Origin of the sequence: Bradyrhizobium sp. 186 (assembly GCF_023101685.1) — a bacterium.
In the GTDB taxonomy this organism is placed as follows: Bacteria; Pseudomonadota; Alphaproteobacteria; order Rhizobiales; family Xanthobacteraceae; genus Bradyrhizobium.
The window spans coordinates 6,661,934-6,686,727 of record NZ_CP082164.1; the positions used below are offsets into that span (position 1 = coordinate 6,661,934).

27 protein-coding genes, 1 tRNA gene and 1 pseudogene are annotated in these 24,794 nt (G+C 64.6%); 12 read left to right on the plus strand and 17 right to left on the minus strand.

From position 1 onward, the window contains the following. The first annotated feature begins 2 nt into the window (after positions 1-2). Entirely contained in the window at positions 3-833 is an 831-nt protein-coding gene (gene rlmB, locus IVB18_RS32115) for a 23S rRNA (guanosine(2251)-2'-O)-methyltransferase RlmB (protein ID WP_247984347.1), read from the plus strand. A 63-nt stretch (positions 834-896) separates the two neighbouring features. Here the strand turns inward: rlmB and IVB18_RS32120 are convergent, their stop codons facing one another. Next, positions 897-1,415, minus strand: coding sequence for a hypothetical protein (locus IVB18_RS32120; RefSeq protein WP_247984348.1), 519 nt, complete (start codon positions 1,413-1,415; stop codon positions 897-899). Positions 1,416-1,453: 38 nt separating this feature from the next. After that, entirely contained in the window at positions 1,454-1,939 is a 486-nt protein-coding gene (locus IVB18_RS32125) for a hypothetical protein (protein WP_247984349.1), read from the minus strand. A 284-nt stretch (positions 1,940-2,223) separates the two neighbouring features. Here IVB18_RS32125 and IVB18_RS32130 point away from each other — a divergent pair, with 284 nt between their 5' ends. Together IVB18_RS32130 and IVB18_RS32135 are read left to right on the plus strand one after the other, a co-directional pair. Continuing rightward, positions 2,224-2,685 (plus strand): hypothetical protein, encoded by a 462-nt coding sequence (locus tag IVB18_RS32130; RefSeq protein WP_247984350.1) that lies wholly within the window; start codon positions 2,224-2,226, stop codon positions 2,683-2,685. Between the two features lie 163 nt (positions 2,686-2,848). After that, positions 2,849-2,923, plus strand: a tRNA-Thr gene (locus tag IVB18_RS32135). Positions 2,924-3,129: 206 nt separating this feature from the next. Here the strand turns inward: IVB18_RS32135 and IVB18_RS32140 are convergent. The 3 genes and pseudogenes from IVB18_RS32140 to IVB18_RS32150 all read right to left on the minus strand — a co-directional run bounded on the left by IVB18_RS32140 (position 3,130) and on the right by IVB18_RS32150 (position 7,306). Further along, positions 3,130-4,968 carry a PQQ-binding-like beta-propeller repeat protein gene (locus IVB18_RS32140; RefSeq protein WP_247984351.1) on the minus strand — a complete coding sequence of 613 codons (1,839 nt, stop codon included), beginning with the start codon at positions 4,966-4,968 and terminating at the stop codon, positions 3,130-3,132. A 102-nt stretch (positions 4,969-5,070) separates the two neighbouring features. Next, positions 5,071-5,304 (minus strand): annotated as a pseudogene (locus IVB18_RS32145) (class I SAM-dependent methyltransferase); the annotation flags it as partial. Between the two features lie 304 nt (positions 5,305-5,608). Beyond that, entirely contained in the window at positions 5,609-7,306 is a 1,698-nt protein-coding gene (locus IVB18_RS32150; protein WP_247984352.1) for a HAMP domain-containing methyl-accepting chemotaxis protein, read from the minus strand. A 255-nt stretch (positions 7,307-7,561) separates the two neighbouring features. On the opposite strand from IVB18_RS32150, the gene IVB18_RS32155 reads away from it, so the two are divergent. Further along, the gene (locus IVB18_RS32155) at positions 7,562-7,756 is read left to right on the plus strand and encodes a hypothetical protein (RefSeq protein WP_247984353.1); all 195 of its coding nucleotides are present in this window, start codon (positions 7,562-7,564) and stop codon (positions 7,754-7,756) included. Positions 7,757-7,759: 3 nt separating this feature from the next. Here the strand turns inward: IVB18_RS32155 and IVB18_RS32160 are convergent, their stop codons facing one another. Continuing rightward, the gene (locus tag IVB18_RS32160; RefSeq protein WP_247984354.1) at positions 7,760-7,924 is read right to left on the minus strand and encodes a hypothetical protein; all 165 of its coding nucleotides are present in this window, start codon (positions 7,922-7,924) and stop codon (positions 7,760-7,762) included. A gap of 104 nt (positions 7,925-8,028) precedes the next feature. Here IVB18_RS32160 and IVB18_RS32165 point away from each other — a divergent pair, with 104 nt between their 5' ends. After that, entirely contained in the window at positions 8,029-8,418 is a 390-nt protein-coding gene (locus tag IVB18_RS32165; RefSeq protein ID WP_247984355.1) for a hypothetical protein, read from the plus strand. Between the two features lie 306 nt (positions 8,419-8,724). Next, positions 8,725-8,979 (plus strand): hypothetical protein, encoded by a 255-nt coding sequence (locus IVB18_RS32170; RefSeq protein ID WP_247984356.1) that lies wholly within the window; start codon positions 8,725-8,727, stop codon positions 8,977-8,979. Between the two features lie 19 nt (positions 8,980-8,998). Here IVB18_RS32170 and IVB18_RS32175 read toward each other — a convergent pair whose 3' ends face one another. From IVB18_RS32175 to IVB18_RS32190, 4 genes are all read right to left on the minus strand, one after another. After that, on the minus strand, positions 8,999-9,241 hold the full coding sequence (locus IVB18_RS32175) for a DUF6719 family protein (RefSeq protein ID WP_247984357.1): 243 nt from the start codon (positions 9,239-9,241) through the stop codon (positions 8,999-9,001). A 220-nt stretch (positions 9,242-9,461) separates the two neighbouring features. Beyond that, positions 9,462-10,172 carry an outer membrane protein gene (locus IVB18_RS32180; protein WP_247984358.1) on the minus strand — a complete coding sequence of 237 codons (711 nt, stop codon included), beginning with the start codon at positions 10,170-10,172 and terminating at the stop codon, positions 9,462-9,464. A gap of 284 nt (positions 10,173-10,456) precedes the next feature. Beyond that, positions 10,457-10,867 carry a hypothetical protein gene (locus IVB18_RS32185; protein ID WP_247984359.1) on the minus strand — a complete coding sequence of 137 codons (411 nt, stop codon included), beginning with the start codon at positions 10,865-10,867 and terminating at the stop codon, positions 10,457-10,459. A gap of 213 nt (positions 10,868-11,080) precedes the next feature. Beyond that, positions 11,081-11,449 carry a hypothetical protein gene (locus IVB18_RS32190; RefSeq protein ID WP_247984360.1) on the minus strand — a complete coding sequence of 123 codons (369 nt, stop codon included), beginning with the start codon at positions 11,447-11,449 and terminating at the stop codon, positions 11,081-11,083. A 243-nt stretch (positions 11,450-11,692) separates the two neighbouring features. Here IVB18_RS32190 and IVB18_RS32195 point away from each other — a divergent pair, with 243 nt between their 5' ends. Both IVB18_RS32195 and IVB18_RS32200 read left to right on the plus strand, forming a co-directional pair. Continuing rightward, the gene (locus tag IVB18_RS32195; RefSeq protein WP_247984361.1) at positions 11,693-12,232 is read left to right on the plus strand and encodes a tetratricopeptide repeat protein; all 540 of its coding nucleotides are present in this window, start codon (positions 11,693-11,695) and stop codon (positions 12,230-12,232) included. A gap of 108 nt (positions 12,233-12,340) precedes the next feature. Next, positions 12,341-13,723: a serine hydrolase domain-containing protein gene (locus tag IVB18_RS32200; protein ID WP_247984362.1), complete on the plus strand. Its 1,383-nt coding sequence runs from the start codon at positions 12,341-12,343 to the stop codon at positions 13,721-13,723. 187 nt (positions 13,724-13,910) lie between these two features. On the opposite strand, the gene IVB18_RS32205 is transcribed toward IVB18_RS32200, so the two are convergent. Both IVB18_RS32205 and IVB18_RS32210 read right to left on the minus strand, forming a co-directional pair. Then, on the minus strand, positions 13,911-15,215 hold the full coding sequence (locus IVB18_RS32205) for an IS701 family transposase (protein WP_247984363.1): 1,305 nt from the start codon (positions 15,213-15,215) through the stop codon (positions 13,911-13,913). 83 nt (positions 15,216-15,298) lie between these two features. Continuing rightward, positions 15,299-16,855 (minus strand): peptidase S10, encoded by a 1,557-nt coding sequence (locus tag IVB18_RS32210; RefSeq protein WP_247984364.1) that lies wholly within the window; start codon positions 16,853-16,855, stop codon positions 15,299-15,301. A 255-nt stretch (positions 16,856-17,110) separates the two neighbouring features. Between IVB18_RS32210 and IVB18_RS32215 the strand changes: the two genes are divergently transcribed. The 3 genes from IVB18_RS32215 (at position 17,111) to IVB18_RS32225 (ending at position 19,143) form a co-directional block, all read left to right on the plus strand. Beyond that, complete coding sequence (locus IVB18_RS32215; RefSeq protein WP_247984365.1) at positions 17,111-17,890, plus strand: NAD kinase; 780 nt, start codon at positions 17,111-17,113, stop codon at positions 17,888-17,890. A gap of 97 nt (positions 17,891-17,987) precedes the next feature. Continuing rightward, a complete protein-coding gene (locus IVB18_RS32220; protein WP_247991783.1) occupies positions 17,988-18,533 on the plus strand; it encodes a response regulator in 546 nt (181 codons plus the stop codon). A gap of 31 nt (positions 18,534-18,564) precedes the next feature. After that, the gene (locus tag IVB18_RS32225; protein ID WP_247984366.1) at positions 18,565-19,143 is read left to right on the plus strand and encodes an Hpt domain-containing protein; all 579 of its coding nucleotides are present in this window, start codon (positions 18,565-18,567) and stop codon (positions 19,141-19,143) included. Between the two features lie 128 nt (positions 19,144-19,271). On the opposite strand, the gene IVB18_RS32230 is transcribed toward IVB18_RS32225, so the two are convergent. From IVB18_RS32230 to folE, 4 genes are all read right to left on the minus strand, one after another. Next, a complete protein-coding gene (locus tag IVB18_RS32230) occupies positions 19,272-20,447 on the minus strand; it encodes a DUF2336 domain-containing protein (protein ID WP_247984367.1) in 1,176 nt (391 codons plus the stop codon). Between the two features lie 201 nt (positions 20,448-20,648). Next, a complete protein-coding gene (locus IVB18_RS32235) occupies positions 20,649-21,686 on the minus strand; it encodes a lytic transglycosylase domain-containing protein (protein ID WP_247984368.1) in 1,038 nt (345 codons plus the stop codon). 217 nt (positions 21,687-21,903) lie between these two features. After that, entirely contained in the window at positions 21,904-22,326 is a 423-nt protein-coding gene (gene hisI / locus IVB18_RS32240; protein WP_247984369.1) for a phosphoribosyl-AMP cyclohydrolase, read from the minus strand. A gap of 32 nt (positions 22,327-22,358) precedes the next feature. Then, positions 22,359-23,045, minus strand: coding sequence for a GTP cyclohydrolase I FolE (gene folE / locus IVB18_RS32245; RefSeq protein ID WP_247984370.1), 687 nt, complete (start codon positions 23,043-23,045; stop codon positions 22,359-22,361). Positions 23,046-23,285: 240 nt separating this feature from the next. Between folE and IVB18_RS32250 the strand changes: the two genes are divergently transcribed. Next, positions 23,286-23,741 (plus strand): iron-sulfur cluster assembly scaffold protein, encoded by a 456-nt coding sequence (locus IVB18_RS32250; protein ID WP_247984371.1) that lies wholly within the window; start codon positions 23,286-23,288, stop codon positions 23,739-23,741. Positions 23,742-23,796: 55 nt separating this feature from the next. Here the strand turns inward: IVB18_RS32250 and IVB18_RS32255 are convergent, their stop codons facing one another. Next, positions 23,797-24,690 carry a hypothetical protein gene (locus IVB18_RS32255; RefSeq protein WP_247984372.1) on the minus strand — a complete coding sequence of 298 codons (894 nt, stop codon included), beginning with the start codon at positions 24,688-24,690 and terminating at the stop codon, positions 23,797-23,799. Positions 24,691-24,794 lie beyond the last annotated feature (104 nt).

The window sequence follows — 24,794 nt, forward strand, 5'->3', positions numbered from 1 at the left end:
CCATGAAGGATCGAAAATTCACCCCCAAGGGCCCCCGCGGCGGCGCTAAGCCCTTCAACAGACCGGGAAAATCGGCCGGCCGGCCGGCCTGGCGCGACCGTGATTCGACATCCGAGGGGCCCGTCATCCTCTATGGCTGGCACACTGTCACCATGGCGCTCGCCAATCCCCAGCGGCAGATCCGCAAGCTGACGCTGACCGAGAACGCCGCGCGGCGGCTCGCCGACGAGAACATCGAGACCCGCATCACGCCCGAGATCGTCCGGCCCCAGGAGATCGACCGCCTGCTCTCGCCCGACTCCGTGCACCAGGGCCTCCTGGCCGAGGCCGATCCCCTGCCCTCGCCTGACATCGAAACCTTGGAGCAGGAGGGCATCGTGCTGGTGCTCGACCAGATCACCGATCCACACAATGTCGGCGCGATCCTGCGATCGGCGGCGGCCTTCGCGGTGAAGGCGATCGTCACCACCGCGCGCCACAGTCCGGAAGCAACCGGTGTGCTGGCGAAGGCCGCCTCCGGCGCGCTCGAGCTGGTGCCGATGGTCACGGTGCAAAACCTCGCCCGCGCGCTGACAGCGCTGGACGAACGCGGCTTCCAGACCGTCGGCCTCGACAGCCAGGGCAGCGAGGATTTGAGCGAGATCGCGCTGCGCGAGCCGCTCGCGCTCGTGCTCGGCGCCGAAGGAAAAGGTCTGCGGCAGTTGACGCGCGAGACCTGTAGCGTTGTGGCGCGGCTCGACATGCCCGGGGAGATCAAGAGCCTCAACGTGTCGAACGCCGCCGTGCTCTCGCTCTATCTCGGCGCGAGTCGTCTGGGGCTGATGAAACGGTAGCGAAACAAAACGCCCGTCCGCATCACGCGGATGGGCGTTTTTCTAATTCAACCGATCAGGCGATCAGTAATAGCGGCGCAGCACGCGGTGGCCGCCATAGTACGGCGCGTGGCGCGGGGCGTAGCCATAGCGCGGGCCGTAACCGTAGTTGACGCGCGGCAGATAGCCCTGGCGCGGGCCGTAGCCGTAGCGATACGGACGGTAGTACGGGCGACGATAGGGATAGGCGGCCGGCGCTTCGACCGCGGCGGCGCGATAGCCATAACCATAGCCGTGCCCATAGCCATAGCCGCGGCCGTAGCCGTAATTGGCGGGCGCAACCACCGCGTCCTCACGATAGGTCGGGTACGGCGCGAAGGCGCCCGGGCCGGTGTAGGTCGGGCCCTGGTTGACGTAGTAGTACTGGGTGGTCGGCTCGGCGAGGCGCTCATAGCCCCAGCCGCCATAGCCGCAGCCGGTGTTGCAGCCGGAATAGACCGGCGCGACCGGCTGGCACGGGTCGAAGCCGCAGGCCATGGCGGGTGTGGCCCCTGCAATCATCACGGCAGCCGCCGCGACCAGTCCCGAAATCATCTGACGCATTACTCTCTCCTGTTGATTTTCGTTTGTTGGATTTGACGTTAACCGGGTGGCCTGCCGGGCCCCTCGGCACGCGGCCGTGGCCGACGATGCTGCGGATTGACGTTGATCTCAGGCGCAAAGATCACCGGCGGCGGATCGGCGGGAACGTCCATCTGCGCCGGCAGCGGCGCGGATTGCGCCCCCCAGCTCCGGTAATAGCTTTCCGCCGGCTGCGGCAATTTGCGGTTCGCAGGCGGCTCGACCTCAAGGCGGCCGTAGCCGGGCCGCAATCCAAGCGTCGGATAATAGTGACCGACATCGGAGGGCTGCCGCTCGGCGACGTAACGCCCGCCATAGATCGTCGGCTGCACCTGCACGTTCTTGCCCAGGCCCCAGACACCTTCGATGACGGTATAGGATGCATCGATGCCGTTGATGATGATGGGCACACCGGGACGGCCGGGAACGACGATATCGAAGCCGCCGCCGGCAAGCGCCGTCGCGGGCAGTCCGATCAGAAAGGCTGCGAGCGCCAAAGCGCGCATGGCGGGATCCCGGTTGTTCCGGAACACAACCTATCCGATCACGACGCAGAGAGGGTTAAGGCCGATTGACCAGTTTCCGGTAAGCCTAACGTGTAAGGATCGCCTGCCGCTCAAATGCTGCAAAGCACACTAGCGAAGCGTTAACGGCCCGCGGGCTCCCGGCCGGACCCGTTCCGCTCGCTCACATCCCTTTGACCGATGCAGCAGAAAATCAGGCTGTTGCGCCGGAACGTCCGCCGCCTTGCGCGTTTAGCTCCCGTCAATCACAACGGGAGCCAACAACCATGAGCATCAAACTCCTCGGCGCCGTGGCGATCGCCGCGACTACACTCGCTGCGCCGGCCATGGCGCAGGCGGTGATCAACAATCCAGGGCGCTGCGCAGCGCAAATCCCCAATGCCAATTGCCAGAACCTCGGACCGGGAAATCCGTACACCGACAACGGCTATCGGCAACGCCGCGTGAGCTACCGCCAGGGCAATGGCGACTGGAACAACGACTGGAACAGGAGCCGTACCGGCTTCTGGCCGACCGACGTCGCGGCCGGCGTCGCCGGCGCCGCGATCGGCACGGCGGGTGCGATCGCCACCGCCCCGGCCCGCGCCTGGGACAACAGCTACGCCTACGACAATTCGTGGGACAATCGCGGCTGGGACAGCCGCAGCTATGCCGAGCGTAACGGCTTCGTCTGCACGCCCGGCACCTTCTTCAAGGGCGAGGACGGCCGCCGGCACCTTTGCCAATAGGCCGGTCTAGTTCGAGCGCGACAGAACAGGCGGCCTTCGGGCCGCCTGTTTCATGCCCGCGATAGGTCGCGGGTTCTGGCACTTTCTAACCAAGTCTGGTATTGCGACGCGCGGGCACGGACAGCCCCGGCGCATGCCGGCCCCCGCCCCGCTTTCCAGCGTCGCCGGCTTAGCTCAGCGGTAGAGCAGCGGTTTTGTAAACCGAAGGTCGGGGGTTCAATCCCCTCAGCCGGCACCAGCGCTTGAGGTGGAAACCTCAGTTTGAATTCTTCGGCGCGCTGCTTTGCTGGACGTGCACGACGGCAGCGCCGTTGATGTCGACCCAGGCGTGTTTCGACTGCTCGAACACCGATCTGATCGGCGGCGGAAAATTTGGCTCCGCTATCGCGCCAACAGCAACGCCGATCGCTGTCGTGGGAACGCAGCGCGATCGCCACCACGTCCTCATTGCCTCCCGACCTCGAACGCCAGCAGCACGTTGCCGGCGACGCCGCTCCATTGGCCGTAGCCGGAATTGGTGTAGAGCATGCCGTCCACGACGACCGGACCCGGACCGTCGATCGCGCCGCCATGGGCGGGGACGCCGTTCACGGCGGCGTAGTCCTGCGCGGTGTCGAACTCCCACAAGAGCTTGCCGTCTGCGGTCGCGTAGGCGCGCAGGAATCCGCTGACGCTGCCGGAGAACACGACGCCGGGGATCACGCTGACCGCGGCCGATAGCGCGGGGCTGCATTGCGGGCGATCGCCGCATGGGACCGGCGGTACTTCCATCGCAATTTTTCCGCTGGCGAGATCGAGGCCGAACAGGCCGCCGCCTTGCGTGGAGTCGAGGCGCCTTGTGCCGTCGCGCAGGAAACGCACGTCGGAATTGGCGACATAGATGCGATCCTGATCGGCCGCCGAGCCCCATTCGCTGCCGCCGAGCGCGCCGCCCTTCCCGACCCGCGTCTGCCACAGGATCTTGCCGCCATCGTCGGGATCGAGCGCGTGCACGACGCCGGATTTCTGCGCGATGACGAGCATCCGCCTGCCATCGCGCAAGGTTGCAAGGATCGGCGACTGGCCGAAATCGTGATCAGGCCCGTGATCCTCCGGACAGTTGGTCTTGTCCGCGCTGAAGCACGCCACGACATAGGCATCCTTCGGTGTCGCCTGCTGCTTCCACAACAGCTTTCCCGTCGCAAGGTCGAATGCGAGGATCGCGTCGCTGGTTGCGGTTGGCGGGTTTGAATAGGAATTGCTGGTCGCGACATAGATTGCGCTGCGCTTCGCGTCGATCGTCGGCGCCGACCAGATCGCGGCACCGGACGGTCCGAACAGCTGCGTGCCCCTGGCATTCTTGCCGGTCGGATGCGGCACTTCGGGGATGGTGTAGGCCTGCCAGATCGGCTTGCCGGTCGCGGCCTCCAGCGCCACCACGCTGCCGCGGAAGCTGCAGCATTCGTAAGTGGCTTGCGATCCGGCGGCTTCCTCGAGCGAGGAGACCGGAACGTAGAGCACGCCGGAATGCAGCACCGGCGCGCCGGTGATACGCGCGGCGGCGTGCTCCTCGACCTTCGCCTTCCAGATCAGCGCGCCGGTCACTGCGTTCACGGCATAGGCATTGGCGCGCAGATCGCCGAAGAAGATCGCGAACTGATCGGTGCTGGGAAGCGGTGCCAACGTGATCGCGGCGCGCACCGCTGCATCGGTTGCGAACGTCCACAGCGTGCAGCCGCTCTTCGCGTCCAGCGCATGCACTTTGCGATCGGTGCCGCCGATGAACAACAGGCCGCCCACGATTGTCGGCGGAGCAAAGGACACCGAGGCGCCAGGAAATGCATAAGCCCATTTCAGCCGCAGGCGCGGCACCTGGTCCGCCGAGAGCCCTGCCATGTCGACCGGCTGAAAGCGGCTGTTGTTGAGATCGACGCCCCATCCGTTCCAGCGCGGACCATCGAGCGGTAGCGGAAAGCCGCCGACTTGCTGCGTGCAACGTCCCTGCGCATCGGCTGCGGCACCGCTGGTCGCAGCCTTGCCGGTGACGAAGGCGGCAATAGTACGGCGCTCCTCGTCGCTGCGCTCCTTCGCCATCGCCGCCATGCTGCCGGAGGTCAGCGCCGCCAGCACATGCTCGAACGACATCGCCTGGATGGCGCTACGCGCCGGCACGCGGCTCTGGGCTTCACTGGCGTCGTGACATTGCGCGCAATGTGTTGCGTAGAGCGCAGCGCCGTCCTGCTGTGCCATCGCTGGAGAACAACACCAGACCAACATGGCGGCTGCGACGGCGCTCAGCTTCATAGCGGGCTCCGGCAATGTCAGCTTGACACGAGATCGCTTCACACAACCCAAAGTGTATCCTTAGTGCGATCCCGGAGGCAATTGAAGTTCCGTATGCGCCTGTCACACGTTCGTGGCAATGCGGGCAAAATCGGGCAGTTCATCCAGCCGCCACAGCCCGAGGCTCTTGTCGCGCCAGCCGCCGTCGTCCTCATCGCAACGCTCATTGATCAGCGCGCGCGGCGCGGGCCAGTTGAACGGCGCCCTCTCCATGTTCAGCGCACGCCAGTTGCCGTCCTCGCAATCCCGATTTGCATCCCATTCGGGAAATGTCGTGACGAGGACGAATTGCGCGCCGCGTCCGAAATATCGTTGAGGCGAGACGCGTCGCGTCACCTTCTCTGCCCCCAGCCGTCGCTGGGTTGATCTTCGGGAATGGATGTTTGCCGCGGGGACAGCTACTACCAATATTGGATCAGAGTTCAACATCAGGTAGCATGCGCGTCCCATGCGCCCCACTACCGCCCGAGAGAAGGCCAGGATCGCTGCCGGCGCGGCTGCGGCCGTCGTCATGACGGCCGTGCTGTTCACAATCGCGCTCAGCTTCCTGCTGGCGCGGTAGATATTTGCTGGCGCGGCGGACCGATGCCGCCGCGCAAACTTACGCGGCGCGCACCGTCGAGAGGAATTTCCCGACTTCGTCCTTCAGCCGGTTGCTGTCGGTCGCGAGCATCTTCGCGGTCGAGAGCACCTGCGAGGAGGCCGAGCCGGTCTCGGCCGCACCGCGCTGCACGTCGGCGATATTGGTGGAGACCCGCTGGGTGCCGTGGGCCGCCTGCTGCACGTTGCGGGCAATCTCCTGGGTCGCGGCGCCCTGCTCCTCGACGGCCGCAGCAATGGTCGAGGACACCTCCGACAACCGCTCGATCGTCGCGGAGATATCCCGGATGGCGCTCACCGACTCCTGGGTCGCGGTCTGGATGCCGGAAATCTGCTGGCTGATCTCGCCGGTCGCCTTCGCGGTCTGCTCGGCCAGCGTCTTTACCTCGGAGGCGACGACCGCGAAGCCGCGTCCGGCTTCGCCGGCGCGCGCCGCCTCGATCGTGGCGTTGAGTGCCAAGAGATTGGTCTGGCCGGCAATGGTGTTGATCAGCTCGACGACGTCGCCGATCCGCGTCGCTGCGACCGAGAGCTCGCTGACCCGCTCGGTCGTGGTGCGGGCCTGGTTGACGGCCTCGCTCGCCATCCGCGCCGATTCCTGCACCTGCCGGCTGATCTCGTTGACCGAGGAGGACAGTTCTTCCGTGGCAGTCGCGACCGATTGCACGTTGCCGGTGGCTTCACCCGAAGCGGCCACGACGACCGAGGTCAGCTCCTGCGCGCGCTGCGCGGTGGTTGCCAGCGTCGAGGACGACGCTTCGAGCTCGGTGGATGCGGATCCCACCGTCTCGATGATCTCGCCAACCGCCCGTTCGAAGCCGTCGGCAAGATTGACCATGTCGCGCCGGCGCTGCTCGGCGGCCTGCTGCTCGACTTCCGCCTGCGCCGCCTTGAGCCGCTCCACTTCGAGCGCGTTTGTCTTGAACACTTCCACCGTCTTGGCCATGTCGCCGATCTCGTCGCGGCGGTCCTTCTCCGGCACTTCGGTCTTGAGATCGTTGCGGGCAAGGCCCTCCATGGCGAGCTTGAGCCGGGCGATCGGCCGGGACATCGCATTGAGGCCGATGAAGAACGCGATCGCAATGCCGACGATCAGGCCGCTGGCGCTGACGCCGATCACGGTCCAGGTCGCAGATCTGGCGTCGCGATTGATGGCTTCCTTGCGCTTGGACACCGCCTGGGCCGTCTCGGTCACGAATTGGGCGATGCGCGCCAGGGCAGCATCCATCAGCGGGTCGCACTCCTTGTGCGCACGTTCGGCTGCCTTGGCATTCTCTTCGATGCTGCTTGCCTGTGTACCGTCGGTGAGCACCGGATCGCAGCCGGCGAAAACAGCCTTCAACTGATCACCGATGCCCTTGATCTCCTTCGCCCGCGTCGCATCGTCCTGCTCGGCTGCTTCCAGAAACTTGGCGATGCCGTCGCGATTTTCCTTCGCGACCTTGAAGCGCTTGGTGTTGCCAGCTTCGGTCGCCTCGGTGAAGATCGCGTAGAGCGCCGCATGATAGGTCTCGGCCCGACGCTGGGCGCGCGTGAGGTTGAGTGCCGCCGATTGCGCGGCAGAGAGGTCGGCAAACCCGTCGACGGTCGCGGAGAGTTCGCGCGTGCCGAAGCCGGCGACGGCGACCATCGCACATCCCATCACGGCCACGATCAGTGCAACCTTCCACACGATTTTCAGATTGTTCAAAAAGCTCATTCCCAGCCGTCCAATGATTATTCGGTCCGAGCGACCGAAGCAGTCCCAGTGACGGCATTGGAACCGGCGGACGTTAAGAATTGATGCCAAATGACACGGCTAGCTTACGGAAAAATAACCATCCGGCTCTGTCGATAAGCCTCGCGCAAGCTTCGACCTCTTTTTGAAGCACGCGATCTGGCCATCGCGAGCCCGGAACCAACCAAGAGTCTCGCTCGTTCTTGGCCCATGCAGATCAGGGAAGAAAACCGAAACATGTTCTTGCTGGCGGCGGTGACACTGTGCTGCACCGTGGTGGCCGGCACGTTTGTGCTGTTCGAGCCGGTGGTCGCGGGGCAGGCTCCGGAGAAGCGGGTTGCCGAGAACAGGCCGATCGATGCTACCGCCGAGGTGCCGGTCCGGGTGGTCGGCGCACCGTTCGTGCCCAACGTCAATCCGCGCGCGCGATAGGGCTCACGTCGGCGAGGCTTTCTGGCCCTCCTCGGGCCGGTCATGAGCACGCACCAATTCCTCGACGAACGCGATCACCTCGGCCCGCTTGTCCGGCGACAGCGCCAGAAAGGCGCGCACGAGCCTCAAGCCCTCCGCTTCGTCCGACTGTTCTTCTCCGGCATCCATCGGTTGAGTGTCGGACAATCGGGAAAAATATGCAATCCCTTGCAGATCACCTCACTTGATTCGGCCAGCCAGCTTTGGTGGAATGGATCCAGCAAAGGTGGACCATGAAGTGGATCAGGGAACGCGACGCGCTGATCGCGCAGACACTGGCCTTCGTCCAATCGGTAACCGGCAGGAAGGATGAACTTCCCCCGCCGGAGGCCCCGGCGGCTGCGTTCGCCGTGACCACCGAGACCATCACCGTCCGGGCTGCTGCGGTCGAAATCGAGCCGCCACCGGCCACCCCACCGCCCGAGCCGCAGGCTCAGCCCGCCCAGGTCCCGCTGCCGCGGGCGGCCGGCTCTTTCCGTACGGAGATGCAGGCCCGCATCGCCAATTTCCGCAAACACCAGGAGCGGTTCGAGCGCGAACGGGAGGAATATTGCGCGGCAACCCTGACCAGGCTCCGCGACGCCATTCGCGATGGTTCGTCCCTCCCGCCGGCTGAAAAGTAGGGCCGGCCCTTCAGTCCGGCGCCTACAGCCACGTCCATACCAACCAGAGATTGGCCGCACAGGCGCTAAACAGCGCCAGCGTCAGCGGCAGGAGCATGTGCCCACAGGAGGTTTTGAGGTCGGTCGTCATGACCGAAAACATCCGCTGATTCCGGCGAGGGAGTCCCAGGGATTCTTTTTTTGACGATTCAGGACTCGTTTACGACTCACGGCCCGCCGGTTCTGATCACGGCCCCGTGATAGACCTCTTTGACGCGAAACCCTCCACCCCAGAGGACGTTAACGGTCTTTGCGGGAGCGGGAAGGATGCCGTACGCGCTGTTTTGCAACGACGCCCAGATCAGCAAGGCCTATCCGGGCGAGGCCGACGTCTGGCAGCTCGCGCAGCGGAGCGGCCTCGTTGTGGACGTCAGTGCCGACGATGTGCGGCCGGGGCCACGCCGGGTGCTCGACAACGACTATGAGATCAAGCTCTGCCGGGCCGCCCAAGGCGAGGATCCCGCCAAGAACAAGGCCGAGGCCGAACAGGAGGCCGGAATGGAGCTACAGTTGAGTTCGTAATATCCGGCCGGAAGCCACCTCAGGGCGTGGCGGTTGCCAGTGACGCCTGCTCACCGGCCAAGGCCACACAGGCCTTGCGGCGGTGCAGCCCGCGGATCGCACCGGTGACCTTCAGAACCTTGCCCGACGGACAGGAGGCGTCCTTGACGAAGGCAACCTCATAGGGTGCCAGCATCAAAGGCTCGGATTTGAGGATTGTCTGTGCAGAGCACGGCAGCGCGACGAAACACGAGACCACCACCGCCGACGCCAAGATACGCATGTTCGTTGTCCCACCAACCCGGCAATTCGATAATAACGTGTTCCGGAGCGCGAGTTCCGTAAATCGCAAAAATTATTTTTGCTTTACCTCAGCCCCATGACGCGCGTGAGAAGGCGCGCGCAGGAATGTTTGCTTGCAAATGACGCGCCAGATGGTTCACGCAAGGCAAACAAGGCCGGCAAAGCCGGCCTTTGTCAGATCGTGGTCGCTGCTAGCGGGATCAGTAGCGCGAGGCAGACGGCCCGCCCCAGCCAAAGCGGTAGTTCACACCGACCTTGACGGTATGTTCGTCCTCACGGCCGCGGACGCCGACGATGTCGGCCGGGCCGGAGGTAAAGGTGGTGCTGCCGAAATTATAGTACTGGTACTCGGCCTTGGCCGACCAGTTCGGCGCGAACATGTATTCGAGGCCGGCGCCGACAGTGTAGCCGTCCTTGCTGTTGCCGGTGGTGGTGAAGGCTTGCGGCACGCCGGCGATGTTGACGCCGAGGCCGTTATTGCGCCAGGCGTAACCACCCTTGGCGTAGACCAGCGTCGGACCCCAGGTGTAGCCGATGCGGCCGGTCACCGACCCGATCTGGTCGGTGTTGGACGTCACCTGCGTGCCCAACGGGAACAGGACACCGTTGTTGTTGGTCGGCAGCCAGGAATACTGGGCCTCGATACCCACCACCCAATTGGGCGCGAACTGGTAGTCGAAACCGCCCTGCACGCCGCCCAGGAAGCGGGCGTCGCTCGACTGGAAGCTGCTGTCGCCCGCGAACGCGCCGCCGACATGGCCGCCGATGTAGAAACCGGTCCAGTTATAGATCACCTGCGGCGGTGTGGGGGCCGGCGCCTTGGTGTAGGGGCGCGGCTGCATGTCGGCTGCTGCGGCTGGAGCTGCCAGCGCCAGCAGGGCGGCTGCTGCGCCCAGCAAAATCGTCTTCATGGTCATCCCCGTTCTTTCATATACGACACTCAGCAAACAACGTGGCGTGAATTGGGTTGCTTCGCGGCGATGCCGGAACGTTGATCGTTCGTTACTGTGACGCGGCGGCAACAACGCGATTTGTTCCGTCACGTTTGCTTGCAGCGATCTATTTCTTGCTCGCGCAAGACCCGCCGTAACAATTTGTCGCAAGGCGAAACCAGCCTGTTCAAAGTTCGCCAAAATGTGATCCAGCGGCTCCGGCAGACCTGTTCTAGCACCAGGCGATGAAGGCGGGCTTTGCGTTACCGCGCCATCTTTTCCAGTTCCGGAAAGGGAGCGTAAACCGCCCCAGCACAGAGTTCGTTCGCACGGTCGACGACGCGATCCGCCCGGCCATTGACGAAGACGACGACCCGTTCGCGCATACCCTTGTAGCTGCCGTCGGTCTCGCGCGGCGTGAAGTGCAGGCAGCTCACATAAAACTGCCGGCCGCCGACCTCGCGCAACACCGGCTCGGCCATGCTGGCGTCGCGAACGCCGACCGGATTGTTCAGATAGCTACGCATCAGCGCCAGCGTGTCGCTGCGGAAATTGTCGGGGAACGGCTGCGGGCCAGCGTCGATCACCGACGGACGGTCGCCTGCGCTGCCAAAACATGCCGCAAGCGCCAGCGGCAGCACGAGGATCGCCGCACGTTTCACCAATCGCCCCACGGAATCGAATTCTCCGGCCCGCCTATCCCGGAGACGTTCTAGCTCCAAGGTTGCGCAAAGGGAATTCGGTCCTTTTCGAAAACCTGACGAACTGCGCACCGTCCCGCCGCCGATGCCGGCGCTTACGCGCAGACGCCGGGACGACGGGCCGGGTCTGAACTCCGCGCGCGGCGGCGGGGCAATGCTAAGGATGCCGCCGCGCGGGAGCATTCGTTAGCTGCGCTTCTCGGTGGTCACCGGCTTGGCGACATCCGGCTGCGCCTTCAGCGACTTCTTGGCCGACACCTGCTTGTGGTGATGGCGGTGCGTGCGCACGGTCTTGTGCTCGGCAGGCGTGACGGCAGCGTTGGCGTTCATCGCCTTCGCCTTGGAATCCAGCTTGGTGTCCGCCTTGACGTCGGCGGCCTTGGTGTCGGCCTTGACGCCGGCGTCGGGCTTCACGGCGGTGTTCGACACCTTGGTCTGGCTCTGGTCCGCCTTGATCACCGGCGCGGTCGTGGTGGTCTTGCCGGCTTCGGCGGCGAAAGCCGGGGCTGCGATCACGGAAGCTGCGAGCAAGGCTGCGGAAATGGTCTTCAACATGGTGGGTCTCCTCTTGAATGATCTTGAGGCGGCGCCCTCTCGCCAACTCTTCGATCGTGGGTGGGAGCCTAGGTGGCGCGCACTGAACCCAGTCTGAAGCCGATTGCAGGCTTCCGTTCATCTCGATGACAAGTTTGTCATCTGCAGCAGAACGACGGGCTGCCGGGAATGTTTTTGCCCGTTGGGTGTTCCGGTCTTCGGGCAATCGTGTACGATCGCCACGTTCCATACGGGAGAAGATAGATGCGCAAACTTTCCATGCTTCTGGTACCGGGGCTTGTCTCGATGGCGCTGGCCGCCGGACCGGTGCTGACCAGCGCCTACGCCGCGGGCAGCGACGAGCCCTCGCCGCCGAAGTCGGACAGCTCGACCAAGAAATCGAAGAAGAAGAGCTCCTCCGTGAGCGATCCCAAATTCCTTGCCGCCTATCAGACCGCCTACACCACGATCTACGACAGCCACGACTACACGAGCGCGATCGACCAGCTGAAGTCGCTCAAGCGCGACGATGTCGCCGATGTTGCCAATTTGATCGGCTACTCCTACCGCAAGCTCGGCGACTACCAGTCGTCGAAGGTTTATTACGAGCTGGCGCTGAAGGACGATCCGAACCACGTCCGCACCTGGCAGTATTACGGCCTCTGGCAGCTCGAACAGGGCAACCGCGAACAGGCGCAGTATCATCTGAACAAGATCGCCTCGCTCGCCGGCACCGACAGCTCCGAATATCGCTCGCTTGCCACAGCGCTCGACAGGCCGACCGGCGCGACGCTCGTCTACTGAGACACCCGATCTCCGAACGACAAGAACCGGCACAACCTCAGGGTTGTGCCGGTTCTGCTTTTTCGGCTAGCCTCCGCGCCGCAATCCTCTCCTCGCAATTGGTGCGCAATGGACGCGTGGCTACGATCCGCGATCGACTACATCGGCTCCTGGATCGAATTCCAACTGACGACATCGCAACAGCCGGGCGTCATCGTCGCATTCGCTCATCGCGGCGAGGTCGTCGCCGAGCATGCGTTCGGCCTCGCCAATCTCGACACCGGCGAGAAGCTCACCCCGCGCCACCGCTTCCGCATCGCCTCGCACTCGAAGAGCTTTACCTCGGCCGGCATCATGAAGCTGCGTGAACAGCGCAGGGTCCGGCTCGACGATGCCGTCGGTCAATATGTCGGCGGCCTGCATCCGCGCGTTGCCGAAACGACGCTAGCGCAGGTGCTCTCGCATAGCGCAGGCCTGACCAGAGATGGCGCGGATTCGGGCCAGTTCATCGACAGCCGCCCCTATCTCGACGCCAAAGAGCTGGTCGCGGAGCTGAAGCTGCCGACCGCGATCGAGCCCGGCACGCGCTTCAAATATTCAAATCACGGTTTTGGCCTGATCGGTCTCGTCATCGAGGCGGTCACGAAGGAGCCCTATTCGACATGGATCAAGCGCGAGATCATCGAGCCAGCGGGCCTGCGCGAGATCGAGCCCAACGTGCCGCTTCCCAAGGGCGCGCCGTTTGCGCGCGGCCACACCCGAAAACTGCCGTTGGGCGAGCGATGCGTGATCCCCGGCGACAATCCGGCCCACGCGATGGTGTCCGCCGCGGGCTTCGTCGCCACCGCCGCCGACACCGCCCGCTTCTTCGCGCAGCTTGCGCCCAACGCAAAAAAGAGCGTGCTGTCTGTCGCGAGCCGCCGCGAGATGACGCGGCACCATTGGCGCGTCCCGCAAAGTCTTGAGGGCTATTACGGCTTAGGCGTCAACGCCGGCAAGACCGACGGCTGGGACTGGTTCGGCCATGGCGGCGGTTTTCAGGGCTACATCTCCCGGACCTGCTCGATCCCAGGCTGCGAGCTCGCGATCAGCATCTTGAGCAACTCCATCGACGGCGCGGCGCCATTCTGGATGGACGGCGCGATGCAGATCCTGCGCGCCTTCCAGACGCGTGGTGCACCGAGCCGGCGCGTACGCGACTGGACCGGCCGGTGGTGGACGATCTGGGGCGCGACCGATCTGGTGCCGATGGGCGACCGCGTGCTCCTCGCCAATCCGCAATTCAACAACCCATTCATGGATGCCGGCGAGATCGAAGTAACCGGCCGCGACACCGGCAAGCTCGCCTCGGCCGCCGGCTACTCCAGCCATGGCGAGCCGGTGCGCCGCGTCCGCGACAAGCGCGGCAAAGTCAGCGACATCTGGCTCGCCGGCGCCAACGTCAAGCCGGAGCGCGTCGTGGCCCGCGAGATGGCGCGGCGATACCCACCGCGAAAACGCCGGCCTGTTTAATTGGAGCATGATCTTATCGGAAAACCGCTTCGCACTTTTCCGGATCATGCTCTAGTTCTACTGCGTCACAAATTTCGGGCGTGGTCGCATTTTGCTTTGGCCGCAACACGGGCATCGCGGCAAGGTTCTGGCGATCGCGTTGGCCAAACGGATGCGCATGGTCGCGATTGAGTTCGGGATGTGACGTTCAGGCCGCAACGGCAGTACCTCTGGGTCGGTAACCTGCGGGAAGGGCAAGTTGCGGGAAGATCGGGGCGTGACGAGGTCCTGAGGGGGGAATCGTCTCCCTTTCGGAGATCAGGAATCCGTAAGCTGCGATGCAGAGCGTTGCGTGATGATGGAAGCCACGCCATCCCCGACCTTCAAAATGCCCGAGGCCGACTTCTTGCTTGAGCTCCTGATAGTCGCGCTCAATGCGCCAACGCAGCTTGGCGAAGTAGACCAGACGGTGAAAGGCGATATCGGCGGGAAGCGTCGACAAAAAGTATTTGGTCGGCTCGGTCTCGTCCTTGGGCCACTCGATCAAGAGCCATTCTTGCGGGCACGGCTCGTGGCGCCTTTCGTCACGCCGCGCGGCACGCACCCGCACCCGCGCAAAGCGCGAAGACATGGTTTCCGCCGAACCTTCTCGCCATTCGATGGTGCGCCAGGCGCGCTTGGGCAGGCCGAGTGCAAGGTCTTTGACTGAGACCGGCCAATGCTTGGCGTCGCGCTGCAGGCGCTTTGGTGGCCGTCCGCGGCCCGACCAAGTCTTCGGCGGCAGCGGTCCCGTCCCGTCTGCCCACACCGTCGTATTCGACAGAATGCCCGCGACGTAAGCCAGCCCCAGGGCCGTGATGTCGGCGCGCAGATTGCTGTTATTGCCATAGCCGGCATCCAGCAGCGCCGCGCCACGCGGCAGACCAGCCGCGCAGGCCCAGTGCAGTTGCTCCAGCGCGATCTCATGCTTGGTCTTGAAGCCAATATCTTCAGGAACCCCCACCTTGCGCAGACGATCGCTATCCTCCGCCCATTCCTGCGGCAGATACAGCCGGTACGCCACCGGCAGGCTCGCATGTTCGTTGGCAATCGACAGCGACACCGCGACCTGGCAGTTGTCCTCCTTACCAAGTTGACCGCAATATTGCCGCGCAACACCGACCGACTGCCGCCCCTTCTTCGGCAGTCCAGTATCGTCGATAATCCACGCTTCGATCGGGCCGTGACGCTCGATCTCGGGCAAGACCTTCTCGCGCACCTTGGCCAAGACGCGTTCGTCGGACCAACGTCCCTCGCCGACAAAATGCAGAAGCGATTGATGCTGGGCGGCCACCCGCGCCGGTGCCGTGACCGCTGCGATCGGTTCGACGCTCTTGCGCTCGCCTCGCAGCATCAGCCCGGTGCAATAATCGCGAAGCGGCTGCTCTCGGTCTTTGTGCCCGATCACGCTCGCAAGCCCCTCGACATAGGCGGCAAATCGCGATTCACTGTTCTTAAACCTTCGGCGATCCATCCTCAGCCCCTACCGCTGGCCTGAATCCCGCCCACTACCTGATTCCTGAATCCCTGGTACTGCGACTTTCTGACTCAGTAGAACTACTCCCTGATCAGCGCCTCGACCTCGCCACGGAACGCCTGGCGCGAGCCGTCGCGCGAATAGAACATGTGGCCGCCGGGATAGACGACGAACTTCAGGCGCTGCGTCGCGAAGGCCGGCAGCTGGTCGAGCACCCGCTTCGATCCGAAATAGGGCGTGGCGAGATCGAACAGGCCGTGCGCGACCAGCACGTTCAGCTTCGCATCGGTGGCGAGGATCTGACGCAGATCCGATACCGACTGCGGCGGGGTGATGCCGTTGCCGAAATCCCAGTTGCGCTCGACGGCGCCGTTCAAGACTTCGTAGGAGCCGTCCGGCCGCCAGTTGAGCTTGCGTGTGAGGACATCGACCGCGGCACTCGTCAGCGGTGCCTGAAGCGCATCGCCAGAGGGATCGCCGAACCGGGAGTTGCCCGAATCCGGATAGGGATCGAAGCCGCGCACGGAGGCGTCGTAGCGTCCGGTCACCTTGCCGTTCTTGCGGTCCAATTCGCGGCGGAATTCGCCGACGTCGAAGCGGCCGGCAAGCCTGCGGCTCACCGCCTGGTCGAGGCCGGTCAGGCTTGCGACCTTGTCGGCGAGACGGGTGGTGGCCTCCTTGTCCGCCTCGCCCTTGACGAGATCAGCCAGGAAATCGCCGCGCGCGTAGGCCTCGACGTCGGCGAGATCAGCGCGCGTGACCGGTCCCTTGGCTTCGCGTGCCACTGCCACATAGCTCGGCAGGGTCGCGACATATTGCAGGAGGCTGGTGCCGGTGAACTCGCGGAAGTCGAGCAATGGCGACAACAGGATCAGGCCCCTGACGCCAACACCATGCTGGAGCTGCAGCTGGCGCACGACCTTCGGACCGCGAATGCCGCCATAGCTTTCGCCCGCGACGTATTTCGGCGAGGTCAGCCGGTCGTGCTTCTCGAGCCAGCGGCGGATGACGAGCGCGATCGAATTGACGTCGCCGTCGACCGAATAGAACCGTTTTCGCGCGTCGTCTCCACTCGCGACGAAGCGGCTGTAGCCGGTGCCGACGGGATCGATGAAGACGAGATCGGTGAAGTCGAGCCAGGTCTCGGCGTTCGGCTTGACCTCGGGCGAGGCCGACGGCGACAGCGCTTCACCGTCGAGCGGCAGCCGCCATGGCCCGGCAGCGCCGAACTGGAGCCACGCCGAGGATGCGCCGGGCCCACCATTGAAGAGGAAGGTGACCGGGCGCGTAGCGCGATCGGCGCCGTCGAGTTCATAGGAGTTGGTGGCGATGTCGGCCAGCGGCTCGCGCTTGTCATCGAATACGCGGATCGAGCCGGCAGTCGCGCTGAAGGCGAGCGTCCGGCCCGGAAGATCGAGCGTCTGCCTGGTGGTCGAATCCGCCGGGAGACGATGCGGCTCGGGGGCCTGCGCCGCGTTTTGCGCGTTGCCGCCGCGCCCGCCCTTCTGTCCGGTCGGCGCCGTCGTCTCGGAGCGCGGCTGCGGCGGATCATCCGCATGCGCCAATCCTGCGAGCGCGAAAGCCCATACCGCCAGCATCAGGCCCAGGCGGCGGAGCGCCTGCAAACGCATGACCATGATCGTTCTCCCTGCCGGGCTGCAAGAGCCGGCGAGTACCGATAAGCTAGCGAGGAATTGCGACGGTTTGGGGGATCACCGGTCCCGCGGGGCCTGAACGGGCCGATCGGGCTCAAATCGACCCGGTTTTGTCCTGAATCGGGATGGATAGTCGCCCGTTTGCTTTGAAGGGCGGTCATCCTCGACAATACAGGCCCAGGTCGTATAGACGAGCCCGGCGGAACTTTCTCGAGCCAGCGACCCTGCCTGGAAGCCATGACCAAGTCCTCGCGATACGACCGGATCGCCTTCGTCGCCAGCCCGAGCAGCGAGGCGCAGACCGCCTTCGGCCAGCTTACCAAGCGCTACGGCAATTGCGATCCGGAGGAGTCCGACGTCGTGGTGGCGCTCGGCGGCGACGGGCTGATGCTCCAGACGCTGCATCGGCACATGCACACGAGCAAGCCGATCTACGGCATGCACCGCGGCACGGTGGGCTTTCTCATGAACGAGTACGCCACGCACGATTTGCGCGAGCGGCTCGAGGCAGCGCAGGAGTCGGAGATCAATCCGCTGCTGATGCGCGCGACCGATGCCAACGACCGCGTCCACCTGCACCACGCCATCAACGAAGTCGCTTTGTTCCGGCAGACCTACCAGGCCGCGCGCCTGCGGATCCTGATCGACGAGCGCGAGCGGATGCCCGAGCTGATTGCCGACGGCATCATGGTGGCGACCCCGGCGGGTTCGACTGCCTACAATTTGTCCGCGCAGGGGCCGATCCTACCGATCAACGCCGCGCTGCTGGCGCTGACGCCGATCAGCGCCTTCCGCCCCCGCCGCTGGCGCGGCGCTCTCCTGCCCATCACGGCCTATGTCGTGATCGAGGTGCTGGAGGGTGACAAGCGCCCCGTGGCGGCGGTCGCCGACCACGACGAGGTACGCGACGTCCGCCGTGTCGAGGTCCTGTCCGACAAGACCATCTCGATGCGCATGCTGTTCGATCCCGGCCACAGCCTGGAAGAGCGCATTCTGCGCGAGCAGTTCGGCTCCTGAGGTATCTTCCGGCGCATGCCGGTCCCTGGTCGCAACGCTTCGTTAACCCTCGGCGCGATATGGTTAATGAAAGTTGACCGCTTCGGCCCCGGGCGCCATGTTCCGCATCGATTTCAACAAGCTGCGCTTCCTCGTCTGTGACGACAATCCGCACATGCGCCGCATCCTGCGGACGCTGTTGCATTCCTTTGGCGCCCGCGAAGTCTACGAGGCTGAGGACGGTGCGACCGCGCTGGAAATGTACAGCCACTATGTCCCCGACATCGTCATCACCGACTGGGCCATGCCCATCTTCGACGGGCTCGAGCTCGCGCAGATGATCCGGCAGCCGGAATCCAAGGGTAATCCCTACGCGCCGATCATCATGCTAACCGGCCATTCCGAGAAACGCCGCGTCACGGTCGCGCGCGATGCCGGCGTCACCGAATTTCTGGCCAAGCCGATCTCGGCCAAGGGACTCTACCAGCGCATCCTCAACGTGGTCGCCAGTCCCCGCCCCTTCATCAAGACCAAGACCTATTTCGGACCGGACCGGCGCCGCAACACCAGCTCCGCCTATATGGGCCCCGAGCGCCGCGTCGGCGAAAAGCACGAGGTGCTCCAGCAACCCTCGCTGCTCGACAAGGCCCGCTCCACCATCTAGCGCAACTTCTCACACGGTCGGGGCAGACATCATGGCGAAGAACAGCGCAAGGGACATCGAGGTCAAGGCCTTCGCCACGCATCAATTGATCACGCAGCCCAATCCGCTGCGCACGGTGCTGCGCCGGGTCGAGGAAAAGGACATGGACGATCCGGTCGGCCGCGCCGAGCAGGCGCTGGCCGGTCTTTCCGGCGAATTCAAGGACTGGATGGCGACCGAGGTCAACCGGCTGTCGGCCGCCTACGTCGCCATACGCAACGACGGCTTCACCAAGGACAGGCGCGACGAGCTGTTCCGCGCCGCGCACGACATCAAGGGCGACGCTGCGACGTTCGGCTTTCCGTCGGCGGCGGGAATCGCCGAGAGCCTGTGCCGCGTCATCGAGCACGCCCCTGATCTCGAGAAGGTGCCGGCCGAGCTGTTCACGCACCACATCAACGCCATCCTGGCCATCGCCCACGAGAACACCAGGCTCGACAGCATCAGCGTCTCCGCCGAACTCAGCCGCCGCCTGCGCAACGTCGCCGACGAATATCTCGCCCACGTCAATCGCGACCGCCCCGAGCATCTCGAGGCGATCCTGGCACCGAGCATCGTGCCGGCGGAGTAGTTTTCCTTCGTCATTGCGAGCGTAGAAATCGTAGGGTGGGCAAAGCGAAGCGTGCCCACCGATCCTGATTGCGCGGACAGACGGTGGGCATGGCGCCAAGGCGCCTTTGCCCACCCTACGGCATCTCACTACGCCGCGATCAGATCGTCATAGACCGGTGCGATCGCCTCGTCCGCGACCAGCTCGTCGCAGAACAGCCTCGCCTCTTCGCGTGCGGACTCGGTGGCAAAGCGGCGCAGCAGGATCATCAACGGTTCGGTGGCGCCGCCGTCGGTCTCGCAATGGGTGAGCACGCGCTCGACCATGCGCCGGCGCAGCCGCGCCGCGCCGTCCTCGGTATCGACGAAACCGTGCTCGTGGCAAGCATCGAGCGCCATCTGGAATGCCGCGAAGGTTGCCTCGGGTAGCCCGGCGCGGCGGAGCAGCGCGTGCAGGCTGGCGCCGCCGCGGTCATGCAGCAGCGCGGTCACGCGCGGCAGCGGCAGATCGGCCAATTCGGCCAGCGCCGCGTCGAACAGGTCGAGGTTGCTCGAGAGCAGCGCGCGCAGGATCAGACCCGCGGTGAGTTGGCCCGTGACGCGCAGGTGCCGCACCAATCCCTGCATCTCCTCGCCGCGCGAACGTGCCGCGATGTTCATGGTGGAGCGGTCGCGCGCCTCGGTCGTCATGCGGTCTGCGCGTTCGGCGCTCAGCCAGTTTCGCGCCACGACGAATTGCGCCAGGGTCTCGGAGAGTTTGGCCACCAGCGCGGCACGGGTCGCTGCCGGCAGATCTTCCAGCACCAGCATCGCTTCGCGGATCGCAGCAAGATGGCCGTGACGCTCGACGATGCGGTCCCAGGAGAACGGCGCGAGCTCGGCGTAAGGATTTTCGATCAGCTCCAGCGCGGCTGCGGCGCAACCGACCTCGGCGATCGCGGCGCAGACCGAGGCCGGCAGCGCGATACGGCGGGCGACGGCGCATTGCACCTCGCTGTTACCGGTGGCAACGATGTCGACGAGATCGGCATCGATCAGGAGCGGAGAATGTTCGAGCACGGGCAGCGCCACGGTCGGCTGGTCCGCCGACAGCGCCCGCACAATGGCGGCCGGCGCATCGGTGCTGCGCGCAAAGGCCTCGGCCATCGCCTGCCGCACCAGCGGCGATGCATCGTCGAGCAGCATCAGCAGTGCGCCTTCGGCGGCGACGCGGTCGTCATGGGAAAGGTCTGAGATCAGCCAGGCCCGGGCCAATGCCCGCGTTGCCTCGGCCCGCTCGCCGGCGGGCGCCGTCCTGATCCAATTGATGAACTGCCGAACGATCATGGTCCTTCCGGCCTACGCAACCCGACGAAGCGGTGACGGCTTGTCACCTGCAACACAAAATAAACTACGACGCTTAACAAAGCGTTCACCATAACTGGCTGGTTTTATTGACGTTTTGTTAAGGGGCGGAAGTTGTTTCCGCCTTCATGTCCCGAACGCCGTGCAGCGCGCGAGCGCTGCGTCCGGGGCAAGAGATCAGCGTTAGCTGCTGAACGTGCCGCTGCGATCGCTGAAGAGATCGAGCGGCTGCGGCGGACGCACCTCTGGCGTTGCTGACGCGACCGAGATCGCTGTTGCGCCCGAGGTGAGCGAGGCATTGTTGCCCCACAATTTCTGCACGGTCGTCGAGACCGGCTGCGTGGCATCGCCAGGCTGATAGATCGAGCGAAACACCGGCGTGCTCGGCGCATTATCCGCGACCGTCGTCGACGATGTGGCGCTGATAGGCGTCACCGAGCGCGTATCCGGAAAGGTCTGGAGATAGGCGGCGTTGTTGATCACCGGCGCCGTCGCCTGCACACCGTTTGCGCTTACGACCTGTGTGGTTGACGGCGTGTCGCCGTACATTGCCATTGCGCTGCGGGTCGATTTCGCATTCGCGGCGCTGGCGTAGCGCGCGTCCAACACCGAATAGACCTCGGAGACGCTGCGTGCGCGGCCGTCCTTGGCGTAGAAGATCGAGCGGTTGGCGGAAGCGGCATTGGGAAACAACCGCGCGCCGACGGCCTGCGGATTGTCCTCGGCATTGGCGATCAGCTTGGCCGCACCGCCGACACCCATGAAATGCGCCATATAGAGCTCGCTGTCGGACGGCCTGCGGCCGAGCAGCCCGGTGAGCTTGAAACTGTTCGACTGCGTCAGCGCCGCCGCCATGCTGGATGCAGCCTCTGGATCGTCGCGCAGTTTCATGATCGACCGCTTCACCACGGGATCATCGACGGAGTAGCTGCCGGACGAGCTTTTGCTGATAGCGTCGGCGTAGCTGCCATAGCCGAGCTGGGCGCCCGCCTCCTTCACCGTGCCGAGCCAGGTCTGATCGATGAACTGGTAGAGCCCGTGCGCGGACGATGTGGTGGCACCTGCGGTCGGATTGAAATCCGATTCCATCTTGGCGGTGGTCAGCATGTATTCGAAGCTGACGCCGGTCAGGCTGGAGGCCTGCTTGATCGCGCCGGCAACACGCGCCCGCGACGGATCGGTACCGGCCGTCTGCGTGGCACTGGAATTGTCGACCGACATGATGGAGTGCCCGCCCCGCGCGGCGTTGAGCGGCGCCGGCAATTCGGACGCCCTGTCGTCTCACCGTGGGACAGGTATGGTTAATGCGGGGTTAAAATGCGGGTTTCTGTCATTCCGGGGCATCGCACAGCGATGAGCCCGGAATCCATTCAGCCGCACGTGATGCCTTGCGATCGATTCCGGCTCGCGCTACGCGCGCCCCGGAATGACGGAAGAACTACTTCTTGTAGACCGCGCTCGGATCGAACAGCCTGTCCGCATCGACCAAGACGAGCTTCGCAGCCCCGTCCTCGGCCTCGACCTTGCGATAGAAGCAGGACCGGCGGCCGGTGTGGCAGGCCGCGCCAATCTGCTCGACGCGAAGCCAGACCGCGTCCTGGTCGCAATCGGTGCGCATTTCGACCACACGCTGGGTCTGACCCGAGGTCTCACCTTTTCGCCATAAGGCATTGCGCGAACGGCTGAAGTACCAGGCTTCGCCGGTCGCAATGGTCTTGCGCAGCGCCTCGTCGTTCATGTGGGCGACCATCAGCACGTCGCCGCTGGCGACGTCCGTCGCCACGCAGGTCACGAGCCCGGCCGCGTCAAACCCGGGCTGAAAGCTCAGCCCTTCCTCGATGTCGTGCGAATGAGTGGACACCGCGTCCTCGCTATTCGTTGGCGAGGTCAGCGCTACGTGCCTCGCACCAGGGTCAGGAAACGGGCCTGCTCCGCCGGATTGTCGCGGAACATGCCGGTGAAACGGCTGGTGAACGTGGAAGCGCCATGCTTGGCGACGCCGCGCACCGACATACAGGTATGCTCGGCCTCGATCAGCACGGCAACGCCGCGGGGCTTAAGGACCTCGTCGATCGCCGCCGCGATCTGCGCCGTCAGGTGCTCCTGGGTCTGGAGCCGGCGGGCGAAGATGTCGGTCAGGCGCGCAAGCTTTGACAGGCCGACGACGCGCTCCACCGGCGTATAGGCGATGTGCGCCTTGCCGTAGAACGGCATCATGTGATGCTCGCACTGCGAGGTGAACTCGATGTCGCGCACCAGCACGAAATCGTCATAGCCGGCGGTCTCGCCAAACGTGCGGTCGAGCACCTCGGCCGGGCACTGATGATAGCCCTGATAGAGCTCGTCGAAGGCCTCGACCACGCGGCGCGGCGTGTCCAAAAGGCCCTCGCGCTCGGTGTTCTCGCCGATATAGGCCAGCAGCGTCTTGACCGCGCGCTCGGCCTCGGCGCGCGCAGGGCGCGGCTGGTCGGCGCGGACGGCAGCCGCGAGGAATTCGGCAGGATCGAGCTCAGCGGCGCGGCCCTCGGGCTGCTTGTCAGAGGGCTTGTTGGGGCGGATGGATTTAATCGTAGCGTCCATATCGACTCCGTTCGACGGCCTTGCGGCCGGAGTGTCACCGGCAGACGGAGCGGCAAGCCGCCGGACGCCTGAAGAGAACTGTTATGGCGAAAAAGGTCCTCGGCTCTAACGCCGGCCCCGTGGTTTTGGATCGGTGCCGCCGGACCGCCGGACTGTTTTTCCGCCAGTTCCGACCTTATATAGGACCGTGGACGGCGCCCGCCAAGGCCGTTCCCGCCCGGAAGTGCTGGACTCCATCACATGCTGAACGACATCTATAACAAGCGGATCATCGAGCTGGCCGGGAATATTCCGCGGCTCGGGCGGCTTGCGGACCCCGACGCGACCGCCACTGCCCACTCAAAACTGTGCGGCTCGACCGTGAAGGTCGACCTCAAGATGGACGGCGGCACCGTCACGGACTTCGCCCATGACGTGAAGGCCTGCGCACTTGGACAAGCCTCTTCATCCATCATGGCAAGTCACGTCGTCGGCTCGACTGCGAGCGAACTCCGTGAGTTGCGCGAAACCGTTCGCAAGATGCTGAAGGAGAACGGCGCTCCTCCTGAAGGCAAATGGGAAGAGATCAAGTTCCTCGAGCCGGTCCGCGACTACAAGGCGCGCCACGCCTCAACGCTCCTGACCTTCGATGCCGTGGTCGATGCCATCGGCCAGATCGAGGCCAAGGCCAAGCAGCCGGCTGCGGCGCAGGGCTAAACCATTGCCCGTGCTTCCGAGGGCGTCGCGAAGCGGCAATCAGATATCTTAAGGCTTACTTCTGCGATGCCGCGGCCGGCGCTGCCACGCCACCGGTCAGTGCTTCCGCCGTCTTGGTCGACCTGGCAGGCTGCTCCGGTTCCGTGCCGAACCGGTCCTGCCTCTTCGGGGTCAGATCAGCCATCGCCGGCGCCGAGACATCCACATGCGGCAGCACGTCGGCTAACAGGTCGGTCGTCACCAGATTGGTGAGCTTCAGCTCGCCGGCGTCCAGCTCGTGCAGATCTTCCCACGGCGGCACATTCAGCGCGAGCGACAGCAAATCGCCGGCACCGCCCATGTCGAAGGTATATTTGGCAAGCCGACCGATGTCGCGCTCCACGATCATCAGGTCCTGCGCGCTGTAGGTTGCAGCCCTCGCATCGTCGGCACGGTCGCCCATCCAGATCTGATGGACCCGGACATGCGCCGTCTCCGGCACGTAGCGCTTCTTGCCGGCTAGCAGCAGGAACACGCACATGGATTCACAATAGGCCTCTGGCGCGACCGCCGGACGGACGCCCTGCCCGCCGCGGTTCTGCACGCTCATGCCGACCGTGGTCAAAAGGCCGAGATTACGAAAGCGCCGGCCGAGCGTGATCGCGTCGTTGACGGACCCGCCGCTGGAGTCGAGCACGACGGTAGCGCCGCCGAGCTGGCGCCCGCGGGCAAACTCCTCAAAATCCTTTGGTGAGTCAGCGGTGATGATGCCGACCGCGCTGACCCAGCCGCGGCAGTTCGGATCGCAGGCGACCCAGTTGAACTTCATCGGCAGCTTGCGCTCTTCGAGCGCTCCGCCGGCTTGCGCTGTAGAGCTGACAGTGGCGATCGCGCTCGTCAGCGCGACGCAACAAGCCGCGGTTCCCACCAGCAACCAACCGCGAAAATCAAGCGACTTCAGGAGTCTCAAACTGGTTCCTTCCCCAAGCCCATTGGCGCGAATTATCCCCGCTTCGCGCTCGATGAGTCCATCATACAGACGTATGTTTCCACGAGAGTCACAAAAATGGTATC

Excerpts from the sequence above, each read along its gene's own strand:
- rlmB (WP_247984347.1), top strand. The coding sequence starts at position 3 with ATGAAGGATCGAAAATTCACCCCCAAGGGCCCCCGCGGCGGCGCTAAG.
- IVB18_RS32120 (WP_247984348.1), bottom strand. The coding sequence starts at position 1,415 with ATGCGTCAGATGATTTCGGGACTGGTCGCGGCGGCTGCCGTGATGATT.
- IVB18_RS32125 (WP_247984349.1), bottom strand. The coding sequence starts at position 1,939 with ATGCGCGCTTTGGCGCTCGCAGCCTTTCTGATCGGACTGCCCGCGACG.
- IVB18_RS32130 (WP_247984350.1), top strand. The coding sequence starts at position 2,224 with ATGAGCATCAAACTCCTCGGCGCCGTGGCGATCGCCGCGACTACACTC.
- IVB18_RS32140 (WP_247984351.1), bottom strand. The coding sequence starts at position 4,968 with ATGAAGCTGAGCGCCGTCGCAGCCGCCATGTTGGTCTGGTGTTGTTCT.
- IVB18_RS32150 (WP_247984352.1), bottom strand. The coding sequence starts at position 7,306 with ATGAGCTTTTTGAACAATCTGAAAATCGTGTGGAAGGTTGCACTGATC.
- IVB18_RS32155 (WP_247984353.1), top strand. The coding sequence starts at position 7,562 with ATGTTCTTGCTGGCGGCGGTGACACTGTGCTGCACCGTGGTGGCCGGC.
- IVB18_RS32160 (WP_247984354.1), bottom strand. The coding sequence starts at position 7,924 with ATGGATGCCGGAGAAGAACAGTCGGACGAAGCGGAGGGCTTGAGGCTC.
- IVB18_RS32165 (WP_247984355.1), top strand. The coding sequence starts at position 8,029 with ATGAAGTGGATCAGGGAACGCGACGCGCTGATCGCGCAGACACTGGCC.
- IVB18_RS32170 (WP_247984356.1), top strand. The coding sequence starts at position 8,725 with ATGCCGTACGCGCTGTTTTGCAACGACGCCCAGATCAGCAAGGCCTAT.
- IVB18_RS32175 (WP_247984357.1), bottom strand. The coding sequence starts at position 9,241 with ATGCGTATCTTGGCGTCGGCGGTGGTGGTCTCGTGTTTCGTCGCGCTG.
- IVB18_RS32180 (WP_247984358.1), bottom strand. The coding sequence starts at position 10,172 with ATGAAGACGATTTTGCTGGGCGCAGCAGCCGCCCTGCTGGCGCTGGCA.
- IVB18_RS32190 (WP_247984360.1), bottom strand. The coding sequence starts at position 11,449 with ATGTTGAAGACCATTTCCGCAGCCTTGCTCGCAGCTTCCGTGATCGCA.
- IVB18_RS32195 (WP_247984361.1), top strand. The coding sequence starts at position 11,693 with ATGCGCAAACTTTCCATGCTTCTGGTACCGGGGCTTGTCTCGATGGCG.
- IVB18_RS32200 (WP_247984362.1), top strand. The coding sequence starts at position 12,341 with ATGGACGCGTGGCTACGATCCGCGATCGACTACATCGGCTCCTGGATC.
- IVB18_RS32205 (WP_247984363.1), bottom strand. The coding sequence starts at position 15,215 with ATGGATCGCCGAAGGTTTAAGAACAGTGAATCGCGATTTGCCGCCTAT.
- IVB18_RS32210 (WP_247984364.1), bottom strand. The coding sequence starts at position 16,855 with ATGGTCATGCGTTTGCAGGCGCTCCGCCGCCTGGGCCTGATGCTGGCG.
- IVB18_RS32215 (WP_247984365.1), top strand. The coding sequence starts at position 17,111 with ATGACCAAGTCCTCGCGATACGACCGGATCGCCTTCGTCGCCAGCCCG.
- IVB18_RS32220 (WP_247991783.1), top strand. The coding sequence starts at position 17,988 with ATGTTCCGCATCGATTTCAACAAGCTGCGCTTCCTCGTCTGTGACGAC.
- IVB18_RS32225 (WP_247984366.1), top strand. The coding sequence starts at position 18,565 with ATGGCGAAGAACAGCGCAAGGGACATCGAGGTCAAGGCCTTCGCCACG.
- IVB18_RS32230 (WP_247984367.1), bottom strand. The coding sequence starts at position 20,447 with ATGATCGTTCGGCAGTTCATCAATTGGATCAGGACGGCGCCCGCCGGC.
- IVB18_RS32235 (WP_247984368.1), bottom strand. The coding sequence starts at position 21,686 with ATGTCGGTCGACAATTCCAGTGCCACGCAGACGGCCGGTACCGATCCG.
- folE (WP_247984370.1), bottom strand. The coding sequence starts at position 23,045 with ATGGACGCTACGATTAAATCCATCCGCCCCAACAAGCCCTCTGACAAG.
- IVB18_RS32250 (WP_247984371.1), top strand. The coding sequence starts at position 23,286 with ATGCTGAACGACATCTATAACAAGCGGATCATCGAGCTGGCCGGGAAT.